22 protein-coding genes are annotated in these 21,124 nt (G+C 54.5%); 4 read left to right on the top strand and 18 right to left on the bottom strand.

Going from position 1 to position 21,124, the window contains the following annotated elements:
- Nucleotides 1-9 precede the first annotated feature (9 nt).
- The 11 genes from JLG71_RS05665 to JLG71_RS05615 all read right to left on the bottom strand — a co-directional run bounded on the left by JLG71_RS05665 (nt 10) and on the right by JLG71_RS05615 (nt 9,451).
- Entirely contained in the window at nt 10-960 is a 951-nt protein-coding gene (locus JLG71_RS05665) for a lysophospholipid acyltransferase family protein (protein WP_116281027.1), read from the bottom strand.
- Between the two features lie 2 nt (nt 961-962).
- Nucleotides 963-1,631 (bottom strand): DsbA family protein, encoded by a 669-nt coding sequence (locus JLG71_RS05660; protein WP_049083778.1) that lies wholly within the window; start codon nt 1,629-1,631, stop codon nt 963-965.
- Between the two features lie 70 nt (nt 1,632-1,701).
- Nucleotides 1,702-1,908, bottom strand: coding sequence for a DUF4762 family protein (locus JLG71_RS05655; protein WP_014226573.1), 207 nt, complete (start codon nt 1,906-1,908; stop codon nt 1,702-1,704).
- Nucleotides 1,909-2,012: 104 nt separating this feature from the next.
- A complete protein-coding gene (locus JLG71_RS05650) occupies nt 2,013-2,684 on the bottom strand; it encodes a transcriptional regulator (protein ID WP_014226574.1) in 672 nt (223 codons plus the stop codon).
- Between the two features lie 22 nt (nt 2,685-2,706).
- On the bottom strand, nt 2,707-3,255 hold the full coding sequence (locus tag JLG71_RS05645; protein ID WP_014226575.1) for a fimbrial protein: 549 nt from the start codon (nt 3,253-3,255) through the stop codon (nt 2,707-2,709).
- 9 nt (nt 3,256-3,264) lie between these two features.
- Nucleotides 3,265-4,317, bottom strand: a complete 1,053-nt coding sequence (locus JLG71_RS05640) for a fimbrial protein (RefSeq protein WP_049083777.1) — start codon at nt 4,315-4,317, stop codon at nt 3,265-3,267.
- A complete protein-coding gene (locus tag JLG71_RS05635; RefSeq protein WP_004137363.1) occupies nt 4,317-4,946 on the bottom strand; it encodes a fimbrial protein in 630 nt (209 codons plus the stop codon). The genes JLG71_RS05640 and JLG71_RS05635 overlap by 1 nt, the downstream gene beginning before the upstream one ends.
- 18 nt (nt 4,947-4,964) lie before the next feature.
- Complete coding sequence (locus JLG71_RS05630) at nt 4,965-5,708, bottom strand: fimbrial biogenesis chaperone (protein ID WP_032720410.1); 744 nt, start codon at nt 5,706-5,708, stop codon at nt 4,965-4,967.
- A 25-nt stretch (nt 5,709-5,733) separates the two neighbouring features.
- Nucleotides 5,734-8,202, bottom strand: coding sequence for a fimbria/pilus outer membrane usher protein (locus tag JLG71_RS05625; protein ID WP_014839357.1), 2,469 nt, complete (start codon nt 8,200-8,202; stop codon nt 5,734-5,736).
- A gap of 75 nt (nt 8,203-8,277) precedes the next feature.
- Entirely contained in the window at nt 8,278-8,832 is a 555-nt protein-coding gene (locus tag JLG71_RS05620; RefSeq protein WP_014226579.1) for a fimbrial protein, read from the bottom strand.
- Between the two features lie 79 nt (nt 8,833-8,911).
- Nucleotides 8,912-9,451 carry a fimbrial protein gene (locus JLG71_RS05615; RefSeq protein WP_004124241.1) on the bottom strand — a complete coding sequence of 180 codons (540 nt, stop codon included), beginning with the start codon at nt 9,449-9,451 and terminating at the stop codon, nt 8,912-8,914.
- A gap of 716 nt (nt 9,452-10,167) precedes the next feature.
- Here JLG71_RS05615 and mutS point away from each other — a divergent pair.
- On the top strand, nt 10,168-12,729 hold the full coding sequence (gene mutS / locus JLG71_RS05610; protein ID WP_116281025.1) for a DNA mismatch repair protein MutS: 2,562 nt from the start codon (nt 10,168-10,170) through the stop codon (nt 12,727-12,729).
- A 119-nt stretch (nt 12,730-12,848) separates the two neighbouring features.
- On the opposite strand, the gene JLG71_RS05605 is transcribed toward mutS, so the two are convergent.
- From JLG71_RS05605 to JLG71_RS05590, 4 genes are all read right to left on the bottom strand, one after another.
- The gene (locus JLG71_RS05605; RefSeq protein WP_009651623.1) at nt 12,849-13,001 is read right to left on the bottom strand and encodes a Hok/Gef family protein; all 153 of its coding nucleotides are present in this window, start codon (nt 12,999-13,001) and stop codon (nt 12,849-12,851) included.
- A gap of 338 nt (nt 13,002-13,339) precedes the next feature.
- On the bottom strand, nt 13,340-13,576 hold the full coding sequence (locus tag JLG71_RS05600; RefSeq protein ID WP_004853596.1) for a non-oxidative hydroxyarylic acid decarboxylases subunit D: 237 nt from the start codon (nt 13,574-13,576) through the stop codon (nt 13,340-13,342).
- A 10-nt stretch (nt 13,577-13,586) separates the two neighbouring features.
- Complete coding sequence (locus JLG71_RS05595; protein WP_004853598.1) at nt 13,587-15,014, bottom strand: non-oxidative hydroxyarylic acid decarboxylases subunit C; 1,428 nt, start codon at nt 15,012-15,014, stop codon at nt 13,587-13,589.
- The gene (locus JLG71_RS05590; RefSeq protein ID WP_103813869.1) at nt 15,014-15,607 is read right to left on the bottom strand and encodes a non-oxidative hydroxyarylic acid decarboxylases subunit B; all 594 of its coding nucleotides are present in this window, start codon (nt 15,605-15,607) and stop codon (nt 15,014-15,016) included. The genes JLG71_RS05595 and JLG71_RS05590 overlap by 1 nt, the downstream gene beginning before the upstream one ends.
- A gap of 169 nt (nt 15,608-15,776) precedes the next feature.
- Here JLG71_RS05590 and JLG71_RS05585 point away from each other — a divergent pair, with 169 nt between their 5' ends.
- On the top strand, nt 15,777-16,193 hold the full coding sequence (locus JLG71_RS05585) for a MarR family winged helix-turn-helix transcriptional regulator (protein ID WP_004853601.1): 417 nt from the start codon (nt 15,777-15,779) through the stop codon (nt 16,191-16,193).
- On the opposite strand, the gene JLG71_RS05580 is transcribed toward JLG71_RS05585, so the two are convergent.
- A complete protein-coding gene (locus JLG71_RS05580; protein ID WP_014839360.1) occupies nt 16,190-17,077 on the bottom strand; it encodes a LysR family transcriptional regulator in 888 nt (295 codons plus the stop codon). The two genes, JLG71_RS05585 and JLG71_RS05580, sit on opposite strands and share 4 nt — an antisense overlap.
- A 107-nt stretch (nt 17,078-17,184) precedes the next feature.
- Here JLG71_RS05580 and JLG71_RS05575 point away from each other — a divergent pair, with 107 nt between their 5' ends.
- Together JLG71_RS05575 and JLG71_RS05570 are read left to right on the top strand one after the other, a co-directional pair.
- Entirely contained in the window at nt 17,185-18,399 is a 1,215-nt protein-coding gene (locus JLG71_RS05575; RefSeq protein ID WP_200914014.1) for an MFS transporter, read from the top strand.
- Nucleotides 18,396-18,773, top strand: a complete 378-nt coding sequence (locus JLG71_RS05570) for a DUF4440 domain-containing protein (RefSeq protein ID WP_032751032.1) — start codon at nt 18,396-18,398, stop codon at nt 18,771-18,773. The genes JLG71_RS05575 and JLG71_RS05570 overlap by 4 nt, the downstream gene beginning before the upstream one ends.
- A 65-nt stretch (nt 18,774-18,838) precedes the next feature.
- Here the strand turns inward: JLG71_RS05570 and rpoS are convergent, their stop codons facing one another.
- Nucleotides 18,839-19,831 (bottom strand): RNA polymerase sigma factor RpoS, encoded by a 993-nt coding sequence (gene rpoS / locus JLG71_RS05565; protein ID WP_004104962.1) that lies wholly within the window; start codon nt 19,829-19,831, stop codon nt 18,839-18,841.
- A gap of 159 nt (nt 19,832-19,990) precedes the next feature.
- Nucleotides 19,991-21,052, bottom strand: a complete 1,062-nt coding sequence (nlpD, locus tag JLG71_RS05560; RefSeq protein WP_223852525.1) for a murein hydrolase activator NlpD — start codon at nt 21,050-21,052, stop codon at nt 19,991-19,993.
- Between the last annotated feature and the right edge of the window lie 72 nt (nt 21,053-21,124).

The raw sequence follows: 21,124 nt of genomic DNA, 5'->3' as shown, positions 1-21,124 counted from the left end.
GATGATGCATCAGTGATTAATAAAATAGAGCGAATGGCTGTGCCACAAAAGCCAATCCTGCGGATAATCGCGCAGGGTGTTTTCAATCATCGTTGGTAGCTTTGCCGCGACCTCTTTTGGCGACAGCGGGGAATAGATCTTTATTTTTATCCCGTGCTGATAATAGAGGTGATAAAAAACCACCTTCGCCGATACGATGCGAGAAAACCGCTGTACTCCGCTATGTAATTTCGCCGGGCGGCCAAATAGCCGGCAGCTTATTTTCCCGGACTGCGCTTCCGGGGTCTGCACGGTGTAATCGGCTGGAATGTCGGGGAAAATAATCATATTTTCCCGCCCTGCCGATACATTGGTCATTAACGCCATAAGCTCGCTAGCCAGCGATGTATTATCCTGGTGGATTGAGCAATAAGAGAGTGCGACGCCGCCCATTTTACGGCTGGCGACGGTGTAGCTTTCCGCGCTGGAAGAGACCACTACGCTGGCTTTGCCCGGCGTCACGCCGGCCCCGACCATCGCCGCCAAGATATCGGAAACGCAGTGCAGCGGCGCAAGGACGACCGGCGTCTTTTGCGCCGCCAGGGGAGCGACAACGGCGTCAAGCTCTCGCGTGCATGCCTGCATCTGGGCCAGGGTGGCCGGGTGCTGTCCCCAGGTCGCCCCTATCTCCAGCAGCTGGCGGCGCATGGCTATCCATCCGGCATTGATTCGGCCCTCGACGCCCGTCAGGCAGCGGTAGTTTTGCGTCGCCACGGCGCTGCGGCCACGGTACTGTCTGCCCAGCAGCCGCAGCCGACACAGCGCGCGAACCGCCAGCAGCAGCAGCGGCATCGGGGTAAAACACATGACTCTACGCACCGCTTTTTGGCCGTAGCCGGTAAAAGGCCGGTAGCGCCAGCTCAGCTGCGCGGACCATTTTCTTACGCTGAAGACGCTCCAGACGATGAGAAAGCGCGCCACGCTTACTCCTTATCCTGGGTTAACAGCTGGCGTAAATAGTCGGCAAATTCAGGAAACTGACGATCCTTCGCCACTACGTATTTCTTATTCACAATAAACAGCGGCGTCGCGTTAATGTCATAAAGCTCGGTGATTTTCGCCATATATTCCAGACGCTCGGCGACGGCCTGACTTTGGCGTAGCTGATGGTATTTATCGACATCAATACTATTCTTTTTCAGCCAGCCATTAAGCGTTTCCTCATCGGCTAAATTAATCCCGCGGGTCATTACCGCGTTAAATGCCTGGTCGCGCGTCTGGCGCTCAATACCCATGACTTCAAGGGTCGCAAAAACCGGCGCAAAGACCGCCAGGCCGTTATTCTCGCCAGTAATATGGATAACTTCAAAGGTGCTATCCGCGGGTAGCGTGGCGGCGAATTTTTCGATCTCTTCCTCGTTCGATGCGCAGTAGTGACAGCCATAGGACATCACTTCAATAATGCTTTTCTCATGTTTTATTGGGCTACTGGCAACGGTTGCGCTGTCAATTTCTCGCAGGGCGGAAGGCTGACTGCTATCCAGTGAAAATGTATTAAACACAAATATGTGATAGCACAGCACGGTAATTAGCGACGAAATTAACGCCACCAGAAACGTATAGCCAACGGCGGTAATAGGTTTTATCTTCATTTGATACCAGGCTCGCGAAAATAGCGGAGAAATACATGGAGGGTTCCCCCTCCATGTATCACATCAGTGATTAATAACGGGCGCTATTTGGCACGACGCACATGCTGTCCGGCGCATCTTTCATGCTAACGGTTGAACCGTGCTTATCCGTACAGGTGGTCACTTGTTTACAGGTAGAAACACCGCCAACGACTACTGTCTCGTAAGAGCTTGTGCAAGTTTCCTTGCAGCAGCCGCCAATAATAGTTGACGCTTCAATCATACTTAATTTTTGCATTTGTTAGATCCTTAACTATTTATATTGAAATGTATTTTTCTTACACTTACCTACTGGCTTAGCTATCTGCCAGTAATTCTGTCGATGTTAGACTTTGTACGCTGTTATACGCAGGGGGTGGCTACGATACATTTGAAAATATTAAACAGCTCTACGTTATTTTTAGCATTTAACTTTTTCATCAGGCCCCGTTTGCAGCGGCTCAGTCGACGAACATCAATTTTTTGCTCAGAGGAAATTTGCGACAATGACTTCCCTTTGAATATTTCTTCCATTAACCACCAGTCATCGCTGGAGATACTGTTATTAAAATCCCGGGCTAACCACTTCTGTCGGGTATAATTAATTAGCGAGCGGCTGTAAAATATTTTCTTTGCCACCATCGAATCAGCGCCTTCAATGAATTTGAAAAAATTCTCCAGCGATTCATTTTTTAATAACCAGCTCGCCTCCGGGAGCAGCGAATGCAGCGCAAAAAACAGAGAAATATTATTTTCTCCTAATAAAATCACCAGTTGCTGATTTTCCCGGCAGTAGTACTCTTTAATGGTGTATAGCGCATTAAAGCGTTCGTCCGGCAAACTGTCGACATCGCAGAGCACCCAGCGCAGCTCCTCTTTCTGCTTCGGCAGACGCAGCGTATTAATCAGCTGAGAGAACTGGTCGAGCCTTGAGAAAGCGCAGTCGCCGTCATGCGCGGCAAGATCGTCAACCAAAGAACGTACGCCTTCTGAGAAAAAGATATTTTTATCGTAGAGAAAGAAACGGCGGCTCATTTATCATCATCCTTGATCTATTCTACTGGTAATTAAGGGTGTAATACGCTGTTGCCTGGAAGGCACCGGTCTGTAAGGTTTTGTTACTCAAGGCGTCCGGCTCCCCTTCAACAAAAGCTTTAAAATTTAACTGCATGGTGGCATCGGAAATGGCGACCGCGGTTGTTGGCGTATTGAGTGAAATCGCCGTGCCGTTACTCTCTTCAAAACCAATGCCAATACCGCTGGCGGAATTTGGCGCTACCGGCGTAATCGCCAGACGGTCGCTCATATTGGCATTTTCCGTCCCGCTAAAGGTTACGGTAACGGAATTAAAAACATCGGTACTGCAATCCTTAAGCTCAATCACAAACGCTTTGGGCTGTGATTTGCTCTCCGCATAGAGCGTACGGGTTGAAATCTGGCCAAAATCCACGGCGATATTTTTGGATGAAGGAACGATACTGCAGCCATGGGCCGCCACGGTGCCTTTGAAGGTTAAGTCGCCGCCGATCAGTTCCCCGCTGGCGTACGCCGGCGTGGCCGCCGACAGTAAGCCCAGAAGTACCATAGATGCGATAAATTGACGCATGCTGCCCCCTTACTGAAACTCAGCGACCACGGTGGCCGATGCCTGGAAATCCCCTTCGAGAACGTTGGTCCCGGCATTGGCAATCGGCGCGGCGGTCAGATTCCAGGTTCCCTGATTATTATTAAAACCCGGCACGTCATAAAATCTATTCGCGGCCACTAAACTGCCGCCTGAATCTTTCAGAATAATGCCAAGATTGGATCGATCGACGGCGCCGGTGGTCCCTAAATAATCGCTATTAAAACTGGCGGTATTGGCCTGCTGAATGCCCAGGCGAATATTTAAATTACCGTTCGCGAAACTTCCCCCTTCGCATTTCACCTGAATCGGCACGGACCGGCTGTAATTATTGCCATTTAGCAGCGACCCCGAACTGGGGATGGTATCAAAATCAACGACGATCGGTGAACCTGAGTTGACAATGCATTTATCCGGAACGGTAATGACCCCGGAATTAATCGAGATAATCGACATCGGGGTGCTGCCCATTCCTGAGCTATAGTTCCCCAGGCGGCCGTAAAGCTTGGCGATTTCTGTACCCAACAGGTTAACGCCGTTGACAATAGGCTTAGTAATCATAAACGTTACCCGCCCCTTGGCGCCGGACTCAAAGTTATTAAACTGGGTAGTTGGCGGAACGCATTTATTCTGAAAAGCGTTATTCGGCTCATTATAAAAAGGCACCGCAAAATAATCCATGCGCTTACCACGGATATAAATTTCAATTTTGACATCCATATAATCATTGAGCTTTAAATAGCCCGACGCGCTTCCCTGCTGCATCAGCGAGGCTGTCGCAGAGTAATAAATCGCCTGGTTTTCCATGGGAATGGTACAGCTGGCTATACCAGAATATTGCTCGCCCAATGAAAATTCATAAGGAATCGTTGCCCCAATGCTGTTATTGGTAATATCCTGATTGACCACGTCAATATTATACATTTTAGGTCCGCCGACCGGCGTAATTTCCCCTTCAATCGCCGCGCTGGCGTCAAGGGATAATAAGCCGCCGCAGAGTAAAAGCGTGACGCAAGATTTTCGCCCGATAACCATCGTCGTCATCAGAGATACTCCATTTTTAAACGCAGCAGTCCGCTAAAGTTGCCCGCGGTCACGTTTCGTCCGGTTGACTCCAGCACGGCAATAAACGTCAGGCTGCTATCGCCGGTTTTCACAATAAACGGCGGCTGCGTTTGATTAATATCCAGCGCCCGTTCTTTGACATCCAGCAGGCGAATACCGGCTCCTGAGATGCTGCCGGTCAGGCGCAGCAGCTGGCGATTATGTTCATCCGATTCGCCGATAAAAGTGAGCTGAACCGCCTGCTCGCCGGTGGTGTAGAGATGCTTGCTGCTGCCCGTCGTCCGTGAGGCGATGCTGTCGCGCGCCTGCGAGGCGCCTTTCAGGCAATCTCTGAGTTCGACGCGAACCAGCACCGGCTGGCTCCGGTCGCCGGCCTGATGAAAACGGCGGGCGCTGATTTCACCCATCTCGATAATCTGCAGGCGGCTCTGCGGCGCCAGCACGCAAGGCGAGGCATAAACTGAGCCATTGAATATCACGTTACCGCCATCTTCCCCCTGATGATCCCGGTTATAGTGCTGTGGCTGTAGCGGAATATCAGCGTCGGCCAGCGCTGGCATACTGATACCGAATACAAACAGTGCTAATAGCGATAGACGCGTTTTCATCATCAGGTTCCTCTTTAATTACCCTTGCTGCGATGGCGGCAGCGCTTTACAGGTATTTCCTTCACAGCGATATTTCAGCTCCGGATGACCGCCATAATCGTTCACATACATCATGGCGAAATCTCGCACGCCGCCGTCGGTTACGCTGAACTCCATGCTGGACTTCGGCGCAATCATAATCCCCGGAAACTTAGTGATTTTTTCACCCTTAACGCGGGACAAGCTAATAATGGTGATGTAATAGGGCGTCGGGTTTTGCGCGGTCATCTTATTGCCGCTCTTTTGAAAGACGACCTGGTCCTGCCAAATCTCGCTTTTGCTTTTGGGAATAATGGCCGTCGGGCGGTAAAATAATTTAATCCGCGACTGCATGGCTAACTGCAGGACATTCGCTTTATCCGGCTTGGGCGGGATTTCGCGCACGCTTAAATAAAACAGGCTTTCCCGGTCCTGCGGCAGTTGGTTAATACCGTCAGTTTTGGTGACCCGCGCCACCCCTTTTTGCCCGCCGTTAATCCGCTGTAAAGGCGGCAGCACCACCAGCGGAGAGGTAATTTTGTTGCCCTTGCTGTCCTCAACCCACGATTGCGCGAGGAAAGGAATATCCGGGCTGGTGTTGGTTAAATTCGCGCTCGCCGAGCTGTCTTTACCGGTGATGATAAGACGCGTGCGATCCAGCGAAACCCCTGCCTGAGCGGTACCGCTTACCGCCGCCAGCATCACAACGCCCATCCAGCAGAATTTGTTGCTTGTTATGCTCATTTTTGGCCTTTTATTACTGTCACTGTCATTTACACGGCAATAGCGCGGCTGTCGAACGACGCACGATGGTCGGCGGGATGGCAATCTGGCACTGCTTTTTCCCGCTCCACACTACGCTTAGCAGCTCCTGAGGATTCACCCCCGCCAGCCATCCCTGGCCACCTTCCATAATCATGGAGACGCTCACGCCATCGCCGTTGATAACTTCCGCGCCGAACGGTGGATAGGTACCGTCAGCCAGGCGAATAATCCCCATCATTTTTTCGCCCTTGGCCATGCCAAAGGTCTGATAGCCAATGGCACCTTCGGTCAGCGTGGCAGTGCTGATGGCCTTTGCCGGTTCGATGGATTCCGACATCGCATCGACATCAACACGGGTATCAAAGCTGTTGTAGCTCACGATGTCCGGAATAACGGCAATACCGAAATTGTTGGTTCTTGATTTACCGTCATTGAGCGGAACGTCGCCGATACCGTTGGTATTCACCATCACGCGCGCCGTGTTAAGCGTCGCGCCGCTGTTGTGGATCGCCGCCCCGTGCCGGGTAGCGGTAAAGCCGCCGCGCAGGGTGCTGCTCAGGGAAACGTAGTGATCCTGCTGATAGCTGGCGTTGCTGTTGATTTCGGCATACTGCGAGCGGCGCTGATAGTAGCCGTCGACGTTGGCATAGCCGCTCTGGCTCGCCCCGGCACGCAGTCGCCACAGGTTGTTGTAGTCGCTGCTGTCGGTGTACGAGAGCATCGGGCTGGTTTTGCCGTTATTGGTCTGTACGTCGAGACCGCTCCATTTGCTATCGCCAACGGGAATGGAAAGCGAGAAAGCAATAGAGTCGTCTTTACGCCCTTCGTAATCGGAACGGTAGGCCGAAATATTGGTGGTGATCCCGCGAATATTACCGACGTTAAACGAGCGCCCTAACGAGATGCCGTAGCGATCCTGGCTGCTTCGATTCCAGTAATTCTGGTGGGTATAGGTCAGAAAGACGGTAGTCGCTTTGCCTGGCTCATCGGCCCAGAACGTTTTATTCCCGGTGATGGTATAGACTTCTTTTTCACGGCCAAGGCTGTCGTAACCCTCGTAACGCTCGTTGAGATATTGCGAGAAAGAGCGGAAATCTTCCTGAGAGAAGCGATAGCCGGCGAAGGTAATTGAACTGTTATATTCGTCGAACGTTTTCGCATAGCTCAGCTTAAACGAGGTGCCTTTAAGCCGCTTCTGGTTTGACTGCTGGCTGTAGGATTCGGTGGCGTCAAGCGAGAGCGCGCCCAGTACGCTGAGATCGCGACCAATACCGGCGGAGACCGCGGTATATTCCGCCCCTGCGCTTTGTAAACCACCGTACAGCGACCAGGCGTTGGTTATCCCCCAGGAGAAATCACCGGAAGCGAAACCTGGCCCCTGAATTTTATGGTTATAGCGGGACGGCGCGCCGACAGCCACGTTGTAACGCACGTAGCCGGGACGCGTAAGGTAAGGAATGTTGGCGGTGTTAACCTGGAAGGTTGAAATGGAACCGTCCTGCTCCTCCACCTGAACATCCAGCGTACCGCGCACCGAGCTGCGTAAATCCTGAATGTTAAACGGCCCGGCGGGAACCGTCGTTTCATAAATAATGCGCCCGCTCTGCTTCACCGTCACTTTGGCGTTGGTCTTGGCCAGGCCGCGAATTTCCGGCGCGTAGCCCTGCAGGTTTGGCGGCAGCTGACGCTCATCGCTGGCGAGATTAAGCCCGGTAAAGCGCACGGTGTCGAAGACCTGAGAATCAAGGTAGATCTCCCCCGCCGTCAGCTTTGCCGCCATCATCGGCAGCGGACGGTAGGCGTAGATCTGATTCATGTCGAAATCAAATTGATGCGTCGCGCTGTAATAGCTGGTCTGATATTCGCCGCGCAAACGCCAGCCGCCGAGGTTAAACCCGGTCTGGCCGTATCCGCTCAGGGTGGTGTAATCTTCATGCATATCAAGCTGGCGGGTATATTGCCCGGTCAGACTGTAGTCGAGCAAAAAACCACCGATGCCCTGGTCCCAGCGCTCCGGCGGCGTCCAGTTCGGATCGTTGTATTTCATCCACGCCTGCGGGACGGTGATGTCCAGCACCCCGGCGTAGTTGCTGAGCGTAGCGCCAGGAAGGCTCAGCAGGTCATAGCAATCGGCAAACGGCTGTGCGACCTTTTTCTGCGCTTCTTCTTTCAACGCCAATCTGGCAAGAATTTCGCCGTTAATGCAGGCCTGGGTATGCTTCTGGTCCTTAGAAGCCAGATAGCGAACCTTTTGCTGCCCCACCGCCTGGCCATTTATTTTAATATCTAATAAGTACTCGCCCGGCGGGACATAGTTGTCGGTGGCGAAACGGGTTAAATCGATATTGTCGCGATCGGCGGCATCCAGTACGTCGGTATTGAATTCCACGTCGGTTGAGGCACAAGCCATAGAAGCACAGCAGAAAAAAAGCATCTGAGAGAGGATTATTTTTATTTTTAGTTCTGCTGACATGACTATTCATCCCGAATCATTCAGTAAAATATCGTGCGCGGTAAACAAGCTACAACAGCAATAGCTGGCTTGCGTCTAGTTGTAATCCATATAAAAACGAGTGACGGCGTAAAAATCCCCAGCCTTAATATGTTGCTGAACCGGAACCAGCGAAGCGGTGAATTTCAGCGTATTATTCTCATCACTTAGCAGATATCCCGAGGAGGGTTCTCCAAAAGTTAAAACTTCCCCACGGCGATCGCGAATCTGTATACCAAACCCCTTTCCTTCCCCATCCGGAATTAATACGGTCGGGTCCTGCGATGACGCATTGCCGGTAAAAGTAATCGTGGCATAAGCACCGGGCGTTGATTGATTTTCGCTGCCGTAAGACGCGCAGCCCACTAAGCGCACCAGAAAAGGCCGGACGAGCTTGCCTTCTTGATCCATATTAATATCGCGAGCGGATATGTTGCCGAAATCCACCCATAGCTCCCGCGAGCTGGGATCAATATCGCAGGCGGCAGCAACCAGCTCCCCCGAAAGCGCCAGCTGTCCGGGCGTAAAATTAGTACTCGAAGCATGTCCGGAAAAGAGTAATACCGATACGAATAGCGCCATCAGTCTCTTTTTCTCTGTATCCTTAACCATACTCAGAATTCCATATTATCGGGTACACCATCCAATATCGCGGGGAGAAACCTCCCCGCGAGCGATAACTCAAAATCGATTATTGATAATCGATAGTGAAATTGATCGTTGACTGGAATGCACCCGCGGTTACGGTAGTGGTAGAACCGCTCGCTGCCGCTTCCGCTTTCAGGAAGGCCACGAAAGGAATGGTGTTAGTACCATCGACCAGGGTGACCGGCGTGGTCTGCGCGCCCCAGGTCACAGTCTGGCTAGCGCTGTCTTTCAGGCCGATACCTGCACCAGATGCGGTACCAGAAGTAAAGGCAGCCAGAGTAGGATCGTTCGGGTTAACCGAAGTCGGGGTATAGGAAACAACGGCGCTGCTGGCGATGGTGGTATCGCAATACTGCAGCTCGATGTTTTTGGTTTCAGTTGCCTGACCACCGCCTTGCAGCAGGGAAACTGGAACCTGACCAAAATCAACGGTTACCGGGCTGGACGACGGCGCTAAACCACACGCGGTATTCACCAGCTCACCCTGAAGCTCAATCTGACCATTAGTGGTATCAGCCAGTGCAGACATTGAGCCGAGAGCAGCAGTTAATGCCACAGCCATAGCAACTTTATTCAGTTTCATAGAAAATTCCTGCGTTATAAATTTTTATCCTAAAGAGTAAGGAGCTATAAAATTGCTGAGTTATACTCTCATAACAATTTGCAGCCCTCCGCATCACCGAAAAATCCGTTTCAATAATTAGACTATTAATTAATATTAATAATTTAATTAAAGCCAGATCCCCTGGTCGACAAAAATACTAACAAATCATTTTTTAGGTAAAAAGAGATACATTTACAAAGGAATTAAAAAAAGATTTAACCTCGCGAACAATGCCACCATAGGAAATTAACTCGCAGAATGCTGAGATATATCCTAAAAACAAATTACGAAAGGTAATTAATAGAGGATAAACGAAAGATATTGATGGTAAGAGAATTGTAACACAGATCACATTTTATTAACAAAGCCCCTTTTCTGCTACACGCAACGGTGAAAAGTAGACGGAATAAGGGAAATAACGCGAGGCGTACGACGCCGGTGAAAACGGATGTCTCCCCGTCTATACCATCGACCTGCATTCGCCAGTATAGCCTTTTTCCGCTGCGACCTCCCCCTCCGGCATACCGCCGCTGCTTCTTGTTTTCCTGACCTGAAGACTCCGTTATCATGCGGCTCATGAGTCAATAAACAGAAATGCACAGTTTCACGGGAACCGATGAGCGATAGCGCGACGTCATGAAAACAATAAACTCCGCTAACTCATTAAAACTTCAGAAAATGGACAGCAAAAACTGATGAGTACACTAGAGAATCTTGACGCCCACACCCCGATGATGCAGCAGTATCTCAAGCTGAAAGCCCAGCACCCGGAGATTCTGCTGTTTTACCGGATGGGTGATTTTTACGAACTGTTCTATGACGATGCGAAACGCGCATCGCAGCTGCTGGATATCTCGCTGACGAAGCGCGGCGCCTCCGCGGGCGAACCGATTCCGATGGCCGGGATCCCCCACCACGCGGTAGAGAACTATCTGGCTAAGCTGGTTAATCAGGGCGAGTCGGTGGCCATTTGCGAACAGATTGGCGATCCGGCAACCACCAAAGGGCCGGTTGAACGCAAAGTCGTCCGCATTGTGACCCCGGGTACCATTAGCGATGAAGCGCTGCTGCAGGAACGCCAGGACAATCTGCTGGCCGCCATCTGGCAGGACAGTAAAGGTTTTGGCTACGCCACCCTCGATATCAGCTCCGGACGTTTTCGCCTGAGCGAACCCGCTGACCGCGAAACGATGGCGGCGGAGCTTCAGCGCACCAACCCCGCCGAGCTGCTGTACGCGGAGGATTTTGCCGAGTCGTCGCTGATTGAGGGCCGCCGCGGCCTGCGCCGCCGTCCGCTGTGGGAATTTGAAATCGACACCGCGCGCCAGCAGCTCAATCTCCAGTTCGGCACGCGCGATCTGGTTGGGTTCGGCGTTGAAAACGCCCCGCGCGGCCTGTGCGCCGCCGGCTGCCTGCTGCAGTACGTCAAAGACACCCAGCGCACGTCATTGCCGCATATCCGCTCCATCACGATGGAGCGCCAGCAGGACAGCATCATTATGGATGCGGCCACCCGCCGCAATCTGGAGATCACCCAGAACCTGGCCGGCGGCTTTGATAATACGCTGGCCTCGGTGCTCGACTGTACCGTGACTCCCATGGGCAGCCGTATGCTTAAGCGCTGGCTGCATATGCCGGCGCGCGACACCGCCGTGCTGGTAGAACGTCAGCAGACCATCGGCGCGCTGCAGGAACATTACACCGAGCTGCAGCCGGTACTGCGCCAGGTCGGCGACCTCGAACGTATTCTGGCACGCCTGGCGCTGCGCACCGCCCGCCCTCGCGATTTAGCCCGTATGCGTCACGCTTTCCAGCAGCTGCCGGCACTGCGCGCGATGCTGGGGGACGTCGACTGCGCGCCAGTACAGCGGCTCCGGGAAAAGATGGGGGAATTTAGCGAGCTGCGCGAACTGCTGGAACGGGCGATTATCGATGCGCCGCCGGTACTGGTTCGCGACGGCGGCGTTATCGCCCCCGGCTATAACGCGGAACTCGATGAGTGGCGCAGCCTGGCCGATGGCGCGACCGATTACCTCGACAGACTGGAAGTTCGCGAGCGCGAGCGTCTGGGGCTGGACACGCTGAAGGTAGGCTACAACGCCGTCCACGGCTACTACATCCAGATTAGCCGCGGTCAGAGCCAGCATGCGCCGATCCACTACGTCCGTCGCCAGACCCTCAAGAACGCCGAGCGCTATATTATTCCTGAGCTGAAGGAGTATGAAGACAAAGTGCTAACCTCCAAAGGGAAGGCGCTGGCGCTGGAAAAGCAGCTGTACGATGAACTTTTCGATATGCTGCTGCCGCATCTTGGCGATCTGCAGCAGAGCGCCAGCGCGCTGGCGGAGCTCGATGTGCTGGTGAACCTCGCCGAGCGCGCGGAGACCCTCAACTACTGCTGCCCGACTTTTAGCGATAAGCCGGGTATTCGTATCAGCGAAGGCCGCCATCCGGTGGTTGAGCAGGTTCTGAAAGAGCCGTTCATCGCTAACCCGCTGCACCTCGCCCCGCAGCGGAGAATGCTGATTATCACCGGTCCGAATATGGGCGGTAAAAGTACCTATATGCGTCAGACCGCGCTGATCGCCCTGCTGGCGTATATCGGCAGCTACGTTCCGGCGGAAAAAGTCGACATCGGCCCCATCGATCGTATTTTCACCCGCGTCGGCGCGGCGGATGACCTGGCCAGCGGCCGCTCAACCTTTATGGTAGAGATGACCGAAACCGCCAATATTCTGCATAACGCCACCGAGCATAGCCTGGTGCTGATGGATGAAATCGGTCGTGGCACCTCGACCTACGATGGCCTGTCGCTGGCGTGGGCCTGCGCGGAAAATCTGGCGAACAAGATTAAGGCCCTGACCCTGTTTGCCACCCACTACTTCGAGCTGACCCAGCTGCCGGAGAAAATGGAAGGCGTGGCCAACGTCCATCTTGATGCTCTGGAGCACGGCGACACCATCGCCTTCATGCACAGCGTGCAGGATGGTGCGGCCAGTAAGAGCTACGGTCTGGCGGTTGCCGCGCTGGCCGGTGTGCCGAAAGAGGTGATTAAACGCGCGCGGCAGAAGCTGCGCGAGCTGGAAAGCATTGCGCCGAGCGCTGCCGCCACGCAGGTGGACGGTACCCAGATGTCGCTGCTTTCCGCTCCGGAAGAGACCTCGCCCGCGGTTGAAGCGCTGGAGAATCTTGACCCGGATTCGCTGACTCCGCGCCAGGCGCTGGAGTGGATCTATCGCCTGAAGAGCCTGGTGTAGTTCTCGTTTAACGTGAAAAAACGGCAGCGCCCTGCGGTGCTGCCGTTTTAACAAATGCAAACTGGGTGCGAGAGGATGCATCCTGACAACCAATACGCGGGGTTGCCCCCGCGCTGATGCTATTTCTTCGATTCGTAAGCGAGAACAGCTTTAAACTCCATACTACGCTCTTTAATACTGAGTTCGCATAGCGAGCTGCGCACCAAAAGCGTAAATCCCAGTACCGTAATACACAGTACGACGATTGCCACAAGGGCATATTTTGTTAGCATGTCTTGCCTCCCTGCAAAGAAGAGACTAACATCTGAATTGTTCAGGTTCATTCGTCAGCCTCAGTTGATAGAAATATCTTCTGGGGCTTTCGTCTATCTGAATCCTTGTCAATGCTCAAAGCCAGATAGCCTCAAGCACCCGCCGCTATTCTATATTTTCCCGGCCGCGAAGCTTATCGGTAATTTATCAAACCCGTTGATTTTATTATAAACTGGAAGATGGCTCGCAAACGTATCTGCTCTATTAACCTTTTATGCAATTTGAAAATTTAATTAATAAATATTTTGCATTGATTAACTAAATATAAAAAGGCCCGACTAAGCGGACCCCGTTGATTTTAGCGTTTATCTTCCGCCAGCAGCGGCGGAATATGCGGCACCATTGGCGCGTCATCGATATCCTTTTGGGTCATGCGGAACGCTTCCGGATAATGTTCCCGGCTGGTGCGGCGTAGCGGTTCAGTATTCCGCCAGGTGTAGAAACAGTGCTGGCACTGAAATACCGTCCAGACATCTTTTACCGGCGATGTTGCCAGCACTTCAATATGTTCATCGGCGCAGCGTGGACAAATCATCTTCTTCTCCTTATTTACGGTTGGCCAGCATGGCGGTCAGTTTTTCAGCCCAGGCTTTGGTTTCAGGAAGATCCTGTACCGGCTGGCTGTAGTGGCCGCGCAGATCGGGCGCAACCGGCGTGGTGGCGTCGATAATCAGTTTGTCGGTGATCCCCGCCGGGCTGGAGCCTGGATCAAGCTCCAGGACCGACATATTCGGCAACTGCACCAGGTCACCCGCCGGGTTGACCTTCGACGACAGCGCCCACATCACCTGCGGCAGGTTGAACGGGTCGACGTCTTCATCAACCATGATCACCATCTTCACGTAGCCCAGGCCGTGCGGCGTGGTCATCGCCCGCAGACCCACCGCGCGGGCAAAGCCGCCGTAGCGTTTTTTGGTGGAGATAATCGCCAGCAGGCCGTGGGTGTACATCGCGTTGACGGCCTGCACCTCCGGGAACTCAGCCTTCAGCTGCTGATACAGCGGTACGCAGGTGGCCGGGCCCATCAGGTAGTCGATCTCGGTCCACGGCATACCGAGATAGAGGGACTCGAAAATCGGCTTGCTGCGGTAAGAAACCTTATCGATACGCACCACCGTCATATTACGGCCGCCCGAGTAGTGGCCGGTAAATTCGCCGAACGGGCCTTCAATTTCGCGCTTGCGGCTTTCAATCACCCCTTCGAGGATCACCTCTGACCCCCACGGTACGTCGAAGCCGGTCAGCGGCGCGGTGGCGATTGGGTACGGGCTTTCACGCAGCGCGCCGGCCATCTCATATTCCGACTGATCGTATTTCAGCGGCGTGGCGCCCATCAGGGTGATAATCGGATCGTTACCCAGGGTAATGGCAATCGGCAGGTCTTCACCTCGCTCTTCCGCTTTGTGCAGATGCAGAGCGATATCGTGCATAGGTACCGGCTGCAGGCCGAGTTTACGTTTGCCCTTCACCTCCATACGGTAAATACCGACGTTTTGCTTACCAAAATTGTCCGGGTCGAGAGGATCGCGAGAAACCACGCAGGCTTTGTCGAGATAAAAGCCGCCGTCGCCGTCATTGAGACGGAACAGGGGCAGAATATCGAACAGATTAATCGCCTCGCCGTCGACGGTATTTTCCGCCCACGCCGGGTTTGCCCGCCGCTCCGGCGTCACCGGAAATTTATCCCAACGACGAATAAATTCGTCGATCTGATTTTTCACCGGCGTATTCGGCGGCAGCCCCAGCGAGATAGCGTGGTTCTGCCAGGAACCGATGGTGTTCATTGCCACGCGCGCATCGGTAAAACCGCGAATATTGTCAAACCACAGCGCGGGAGCGCCATCGCCGATGCGCCCGGTCGCGTTTGCCGCCGCGGCCAGATCCGGCTCCGCGTTCACTTCTTCGCTAATTTTCAGCAGTTGCCCCTGGTCGTCCAGCGCCTGCAAAAAGCTGCGCAAATCATCAAAAGCCATTATTCATTCTCCTGTGATACATTCTCTACCGCCCGCAACCCGCTCCAGCGGCGCGCTTTGTGATACTCCAGACCGAACTGATCCAGCACCCGCGCGACAACGTGGTCAGTGACGTCCTCAATGGTTTTGGGATGGTTGTAATAAGCGGGCATGGGCGGCACCATCGCCACCCCCATGCGTGACAGGGCCAGCATGTTTTCCAGATGGATCGTGCTCAACGGCATTTCACGCGGCACCAGCACCAGCTTACGCCCCTCTTTCAGCACCACGTCCGCGGCCCGCCCCACCAGCCCCTCGGCATAACCGGCACGGATACCCGCCAGCGTTTTCATACTGCAGGGGATAACGATCATGCCGTCGGTACGAAACGAACCCGATGAGATGACGGCGGCCTGGTCCGCCGGACTGTGCGAGAAATCGGCCAGCGCAGCCACTTCACGGGCGCTGTAAGGCGTTTCCAGCTCAATGGTGGTTTTGGCCCACTTTGACATCACCAGATGCGTTTCCACTTCCGGCATCTCTCGAAGCGCTTTGAGCAGCGCCACGCCCAGCGGAGCACCCGTCGCTCCGGTCATCCCTACAATTAGCTTCATCATCGCCTCACAATTGTTCGTATACGAACGTTTTTATTAAAACTACGCTTGATGAGCTTTTCGTGCAAGTGCGTTCGTACACGGCCGCATTTTTCATCAAAACAGGAAAAATGCTAAAACGCCTCCCGAACGGCTATCATAGAACCGACGGTTTGATTACGGAGTTGTCATGGAGTTAAAAAACGAGGCGTTTCACCTGCTACGCCAGCTTTTTCAGCAGCACACCGCCCGCTGGCAGCTTGAACTGCCGGACCTCACCAAACCGCAGTATGCGGTGATGCGTTCCATTGCCGAACATCCCGGCATTGAACAGGTGACGCTAACGGAAGCGGCGGTCAGCACGAAAGCGACGCTGGCGGAGATGCTGAGCCGAATGGAGAGCCGCGGTCTGGTTCGTCGCGAACACGATCCGGCGGACAAACGCCGTCGGTTTGTCTATTTAACCGCAGAAGGCGAAGCGCTACTGGCAAGCTCAATGCCGCTGGGTAACGCCGTTGATGAAGAATTTTTAGGTCGGCTGAACGATGAAGAGCGCCAGCAGTTTTCGCAAATCATCCACAAGCTGATAGCGCGAGAACCCAATTAACCCAGGCGCTCGCGGAGAAAATCAATAAACGCCCGGACCCTGACGGGAACGTGCTGCGCGTCTGGGTAAACCGCGTACACCCCCTGGCGCGGAAAGCTAAACGCCGGCATCACCTTCACCAGCGCGCTGTCTGCCAGCGCAGCGGCCACCAGCCATTCGGGCAGCAGCGCGATGCCGCTGCCCGCCAGCGCAAAGGCCATCAGCGCACTGGCGCTATCTGCCGACAGCCGCGGCGCCTGTTTAATCTCGAAGGCGATGCTCTCCTCATCGGGCCCGGTAAGCGGCCAGCGGAGCGGCGCGGTCAGACGTTCATGAATAATCCACGCCGCGTGGGCCAGCTCCTCAAGCGTCTTTACAGGATGCTGCGCCAGCCATGATGGGGCAGCAACCGGGACGATGGCAAAACGCGATATCAGCGCCGCGCGGTAGCGCGAATCCGCCAGCGTCCCGAGGCGAATCGCCACGTCAAACCGTTCGGAGATTAAATCCGCGTGGTGAGAAGAAGAAACATGGCGCACGCGGAGCGCTGGATGCCGCTGGCTGAACTCCGCCAGCGCCGGGATAATCACCTGCGCGCCATATTCTGGCGTCGTTGTGATCCGCAGTTCACCGCTCAACCCCACATGGCTGCCCCGGACGTCGTCCTGCAGGTTTTCCGCCGCTTTCAGCAGCGCGACCCCGCGATGATAGAAGAGCGAACCGGCTTCCGTCAGCGTAAGCCGCCGGGTCGATCGCAACAGCAGCGTAACCCCCAGCTCGCTCTCCAGCTGGCGAATGTTGAAACTCACCACCGCCTTGGTCTGCCCCAGGGCCGTCGCCGCCGCGGTAAAACTTCCGCTATCGACCACCGCTACAAACATGTTCATCCGCTGCAGGTTCAGCATCGCGCCGCCAATTGTCAAAAAATTTCAGACAGTATATCTCCGAATGTCGTGTTTATTCGCCCTGACGCTGAGGTTTACAGTAGCGGCCTTCACGGGGGGTTTAATCAATGACGTATCGCAGCAAGGTCGCAACCGTTTTTCTGCTGGGTTTCTTTCTCGACTTAATCAATATGTTCATCGCCAGCGTCGCCTTTCCGGCGATGGGCCGGACGCTGCACGCGTCGGTGGGCGAACTGGCGTGGGTCAGCAATGGCTATATTGCCGGGCTCACGCTGGTACTGCCATTTAGCCCCTGGCTCAGCCAGCAGTTTGGTACCCGGCGGGTATTCCTGCTTTCGCTCAGCATATTTAGCTTTGGGGCTCTGGCCGCAGGAATGGCCGACTCGTTGACCAGCCTTGTCATGTGGCGCGCCCTGCAGGGGATGGGCGGCGGACTATTGATTCCGCCAGGCCAGTCGCTAACCTGGCAACAGTTCAGGCCTCACGAGCGGGCGAAACTTTCCGCCGCGGTGATGCTGGTCGGGCTGCTGGCGCCGGCGTGCTCGCCGGCGATCGGCGGGGTGCTGGTGCAATCGCTCAGCTGGCGCTGGGTTTTCTTTGCCAGCCTGCCGATCGCGCTGCTGACGTTCGGACTGGCAGCGCTGTGGATTAAGGATGAGAGACGCGTCGCGCGGCCGGGGGAACTCCTGCGTCTCTCGCTACTGCGCGATCCGCTGCTGCGCTTTTCAATGCTGGTCTATCTCTGCGTGCCGGGGACTTTTATTGGCATCAATGTCGTCGGGATGTTTTATTTACAAAGCGTGACGGGGATGTCGCCCTCCGCCATCGGCGCCCTGATGCTTCCGTGGTCGCTGGCCTCGTTTGTGGCGATCGCGACGACCGGCCGCTATTTCAATCGTCTCGGCCCTCGCCCGCTTATCGCGGTCGGCTGCCTTCTCCAGGCAGTCGGGATCGTCACCCTGGCTGGCGTCAATGCCCATACCGCCAGCAGTATGCTAATCGCGGCATTTATATTCATGGGCGCAGGCGGCAGCCTGTGCAGCAGTACGGCCCAGAGCAGCGCGTTTCTGAATGTGGCGAACGGCGATATGCCGGACGCCAGCGCGCTGTGGAATCTTAACCGCCAGCTCAGTTTCCTGATGGGATCTGCGCTACTGGCAGCCTTACTGAGCGCCTTTTTGCTTTACTGGCCAACGCCGCAGGCGTGGCGTGGCGTATTTATCGCCGCCGCCGCGTTGACCCTGGCGCCGCTGCTGGGCTGCCTTACCTTCGATAACCGGGCGATAATCATGCGCCTGCACGGTAAAATGGAGAACAAATGAATCGCTATATTGCGGAAGTTATTGCGGCCCACGTTGCTATAGAAAACTGGCTGAATCAGGGGGACGGGAGCGCCGACGCGCTGATGCGTCGCTTTAGCCCGGACTTTACCATGATCCCGATAAACGGTATGCGCATGGATCATCAGGCGGTCAGCGCCTTTTTTCACGGGGCTCGCGCCAGCCGTCCGGGCTTAAAGATTGTCGTCGATAGTGCCGCCATACTTGCCGAATGGCGCGATGGCGCAGCGGTGAGCTACCGGGAAACACACGCTCTCCCAGGCAAAGCGGAAACCGCGCGCTGGTCGACGGTTCTTTTCCGTCTGCAGGAAGAGAAAATCATCTGGCGGCACCTCCACGAGACGGCGATCGCGTAAGCGACGGAGGCCCAAAAAAGAAAAAGGCCCAATCAAAGGATTGAGCCTTTTTTAAGAAAGGTGTCTTACTCGCGGAACAGCGCTTCGATGTTCAGCCCCTGACTTTGCAGGATCTCCCGCAGACGGCGAAGACCTTCTACCTGGATCTGACGCACGCGTTCGCGGGTCAGGCCAATTTCGCGGCCCACATCCTCAAGCGTCGCGGCTTCATAGCCGAGCAGACCAAAGCGACGAGCCAGCACTTCACGCTGCTTGGCGTTCAGTTCGAACAGCCATTTGACGATGCTTTGTTTCATATCATCGTCCTGCGTGGTGTCTTCCGGGCCGTTGTCTTTTTCATCGGCCAGAATATCCAGCAGCGCTTTTTCCGAGTCGCCGCCCAGCGGTGTATCCACCGAGGTAATGCGCTCGTTCAGACGCAGCATCCGGCTCACGTCATCAACTGGCTTATCCAGCTGTTCGGCTATCTCTTCCGCGCTTGGCTCGTGGTCCAGCTTATGGGACAACTCGCGTGCGGTACGCAGATAAACGTTCAGCTCTTTGACGATATGGATAGGTAAACGAATGGTACGGGTTTGGTTCATGATCGCCCGTTCAATCGTTTGGCGAATCCACCAGGTCGCGTAAGTCGAAAAACGGAACCCACGTTCCGGGTCAAACTTCTCAACTGCGCGAATCAGCCCCAGGTTACCTTCTTCAATCAGATCCAGCAGAGCCAGACCGCGATTGCCGTAACGGCGGGCTATCTTGACGACCAGACGCAGGTTACTTTCGATCATCCGGCGGCGTGACGCAACGTCACCACGCAGCGCGCGACGCGCAAAATAAACCTCTTCTTCGGCCGTCAGCAGTGGGGAATAACCAATCTCTCCAAGATAAAGCTGCGTCGCATCGAGCACCCGTTGGGTTGCTCCCTGCGAAAGAAGCTCTTCCTCAGCCAGATCGCTATCACTGGGTTCCTCTTCAACTAAGGCTTTCTCATCAAAAACCTCGACTCCGTTCTCATCAAATTCCGCGTCTTCATTTAAATCATGAACTTTCAGCGTATTCTGACTCATAAAGATGGCTCCTACCCGTGATCCCTGAGCAAAGCACCTTCCGCTAAACATCACTTAAAAGACGCCCGGACGAGAACCTTTTCTGCCCCGGTAAAGCAGGCATTCTGGCCGCCCTGGCGCCTCTTTTAGCGATACTGAGCTTATCCGTACTTTGCCAAATTATCGCTGCGGTAAATACTGCAGCGGGTTGACGGATTTCCCCTTGTAACGAATTTCAAAATGCAAACGTGTAGAACTTGTACCTGTGCTACCCATGGTAGCGATTTTCTGCCCCGCCTTGATATCTTGTTGCTCTTTTACCAGCATCGTATCGTTATGTGCGTAGGCGCTCAGGTAATCATCGTTGTGTTTGATGATAATAAGATTACCGTAACCGCGCAGTGCGTTACCGGCATAGACGACGCGCCCATCTGCGGTCGCGACAATAGCCTGTCCTTTACTGCCTGCAATATCAATACCTTTATTGCCACCTTCGGCACCACTAAAGTTCTCGATAACCTTGCCATCAGTCGGCCAGCGCCATGAAGAGATCGGCGAACTGGTTGACGTACTGCTTGCAGTCGATTGGGTTGTGCTGACAGCCGGGGCCGTAACAGGCGCAACGGTTGTTGTCGTCGTCGCAGGCTTGTTATTCGGCAACATCTTATTAGCACTCTGTTCACCTGAAGATTCAGAATACGTAATAGTTGGTTGGGACGCAACCACCGCGGTGGATTTTTGTGCAGAATTTGCGGTTAACATCCCGCCGCTGCTGGCCTTCACGCTGGCCTGGGCGACAGGGTTATCTCCGGTGATTGGCTGACCGGACGCGTTGCCAACCTGCAGCGTCTGACCCACGTTCAGACCGTACGGCGCCGGGATATTATTACGCTGCGCCAGGTCGCGGAAGTCGTTCCCGGTGACCCACGCAATATAGAATAGCGTGTCGCCGCGTTTAACAGTATAGGTACTGCCGCCGGTATAGCTACCTTTCGGAATATCCCCATACTTACGGTTGTAGACAATTTTGCCGTTCACCGTTTGTACCGGCTCCTGAGCCATCGGCTGAACCTGAGCGGGCTGCGTCTGCACCGGCTGCGTTTGTACCGGGCGCGCCTGCGGAACGTTATTGGATGGAGGCGTGATCAGCATTCCGGAATTCGTGCTGGAAGACGAAGTCCCGCCAGCCGAGCTGACCGGCGCAGGCGGATTGTTGGAGCTGCTGCAGCCTGCCAGCCACAGTGACACCAGTGATAAAGCCGCAATGCGGCTTAAGGTAAAATTTGGGCTTCCCGCGCTCATTTATCCCCCAGG

It is taken from the genome of Klebsiella michiganensis (genome assembly GCF_015139575.1).
In the GTDB taxonomy this organism is placed as follows: Bacteria; Pseudomonadota; Gammaproteobacteria; order Enterobacterales; family Enterobacteriaceae; genus Klebsiella; species Klebsiella michiganensis.
Note: the sequence above shows the minus strand (reverse complement) of the source record. Positions and strands in the feature narration are given on the sequence as shown.

Coding starts and splice junctions, on each gene's coding strand:
- JLG71_RS05660 (WP_049083778.1), bottom strand. CDS start 1,631: ATGAAGATAAAACCTATTACCGCCGTTGGCTATACGTTTCTGGTGGCG.
- JLG71_RS05655 (WP_014226573.1), bottom strand. CDS start 1,908: ATGCAAAAATTAAGTATGATTGAAGCGTCAACTATTATTGGCGGCTGC.
- JLG71_RS05650 (WP_014226574.1), bottom strand. CDS start 2,684: ATGAGCCGCCGTTTCTTTCTCTACGATAAAAATATCTTTTTCTCAGAA.
- JLG71_RS05645 (WP_014226575.1), bottom strand. CDS start 3,255: ATGCGTCAATTTATCGCATCTATGGTACTTCTGGGCTTACTGTCGGCG.
- JLG71_RS05640 (WP_049083777.1), bottom strand. CDS start 4,317: ATGACGACGATGGTTATCGGGCGAAAATCTTGCGTCACGCTTTTACTC.
- JLG71_RS05635 (WP_004137363.1), bottom strand. CDS start 4,946: ATGAAAACGCGTCTATCGCTATTAGCACTGTTTGTATTCGGTATCAGT.
- JLG71_RS05630 (WP_032720410.1), bottom strand. CDS start 5,708: ATGAGCATAACAAGCAACAAATTCTGCTGGATGGGCGTTGTGATGCTG.
- JLG71_RS05625 (WP_014839357.1), bottom strand. CDS start 8,202: ATGTCAGCAGAACTAAAAATAAAAATAATCCTCTCTCAGATGCTTTTT.
- JLG71_RS05620 (WP_014226579.1), bottom strand. CDS start 8,832: ATGGTTAAGGATACAGAGAAAAAGAGACTGATGGCGCTATTCGTATCG.
- JLG71_RS05615 (WP_004124241.1), bottom strand. CDS start 9,451: ATGAAACTGAATAAAGTTGCTATGGCTGTGGCATTAACTGCTGCTCTC.
- mutS (WP_116281025.1), top strand. CDS start 10,168: ATGAGTACACTAGAGAATCTTGACGCCCACACCCCGATGATGCAGCAG.
- JLG71_RS05605 (WP_009651623.1), bottom strand. CDS start 13,001: ATGCTAACAAAATATGCCCTTGTGGCAATCGTCGTACTGTGTATTACG.
- JLG71_RS05600 (WP_004853596.1), bottom strand. CDS start 13,576: ATGATTTGTCCACGCTGCGCCGATGAACATATTGAAGTGCTGGCAACA.
- JLG71_RS05595 (WP_004853598.1), bottom strand. CDS start 15,014: ATGGCTTTTGATGATTTGCGCAGCTTTTTGCAGGCGCTGGACGACCAG.
- JLG71_RS05590 (WP_103813869.1), bottom strand. CDS start 15,607: ATGAAGCTAATTGTAGGGATGACCGGAGCGACGGGTGCTCCGCTGGGC.
- JLG71_RS05585 (WP_004853601.1), top strand. CDS start 15,777: ATGGAGTTAAAAAACGAGGCGTTTCACCTGCTACGCCAGCTTTTTCAG.
- JLG71_RS05580 (WP_014839360.1), bottom strand. CDS start 17,077: ATGCTGAACCTGCAGCGGATGAACATGTTTGTAGCGGTGGTCGATAGC.
- JLG71_RS05575 (WP_200914014.1), top strand. CDS start 17,185: ATGACGTATCGCAGCAAGGTCGCAACCGTTTTTCTGCTGGGTTTCTTT.
- JLG71_RS05570 (WP_032751032.1), top strand. CDS start 18,396: ATGAATCGCTATATTGCGGAAGTTATTGCGGCCCACGTTGCTATAGAA.
- rpoS (WP_004104962.1), bottom strand. CDS start 19,831: ATGAGTCAGAATACGCTGAAAGTTCATGATTTAAATGAAGACGCGGAA.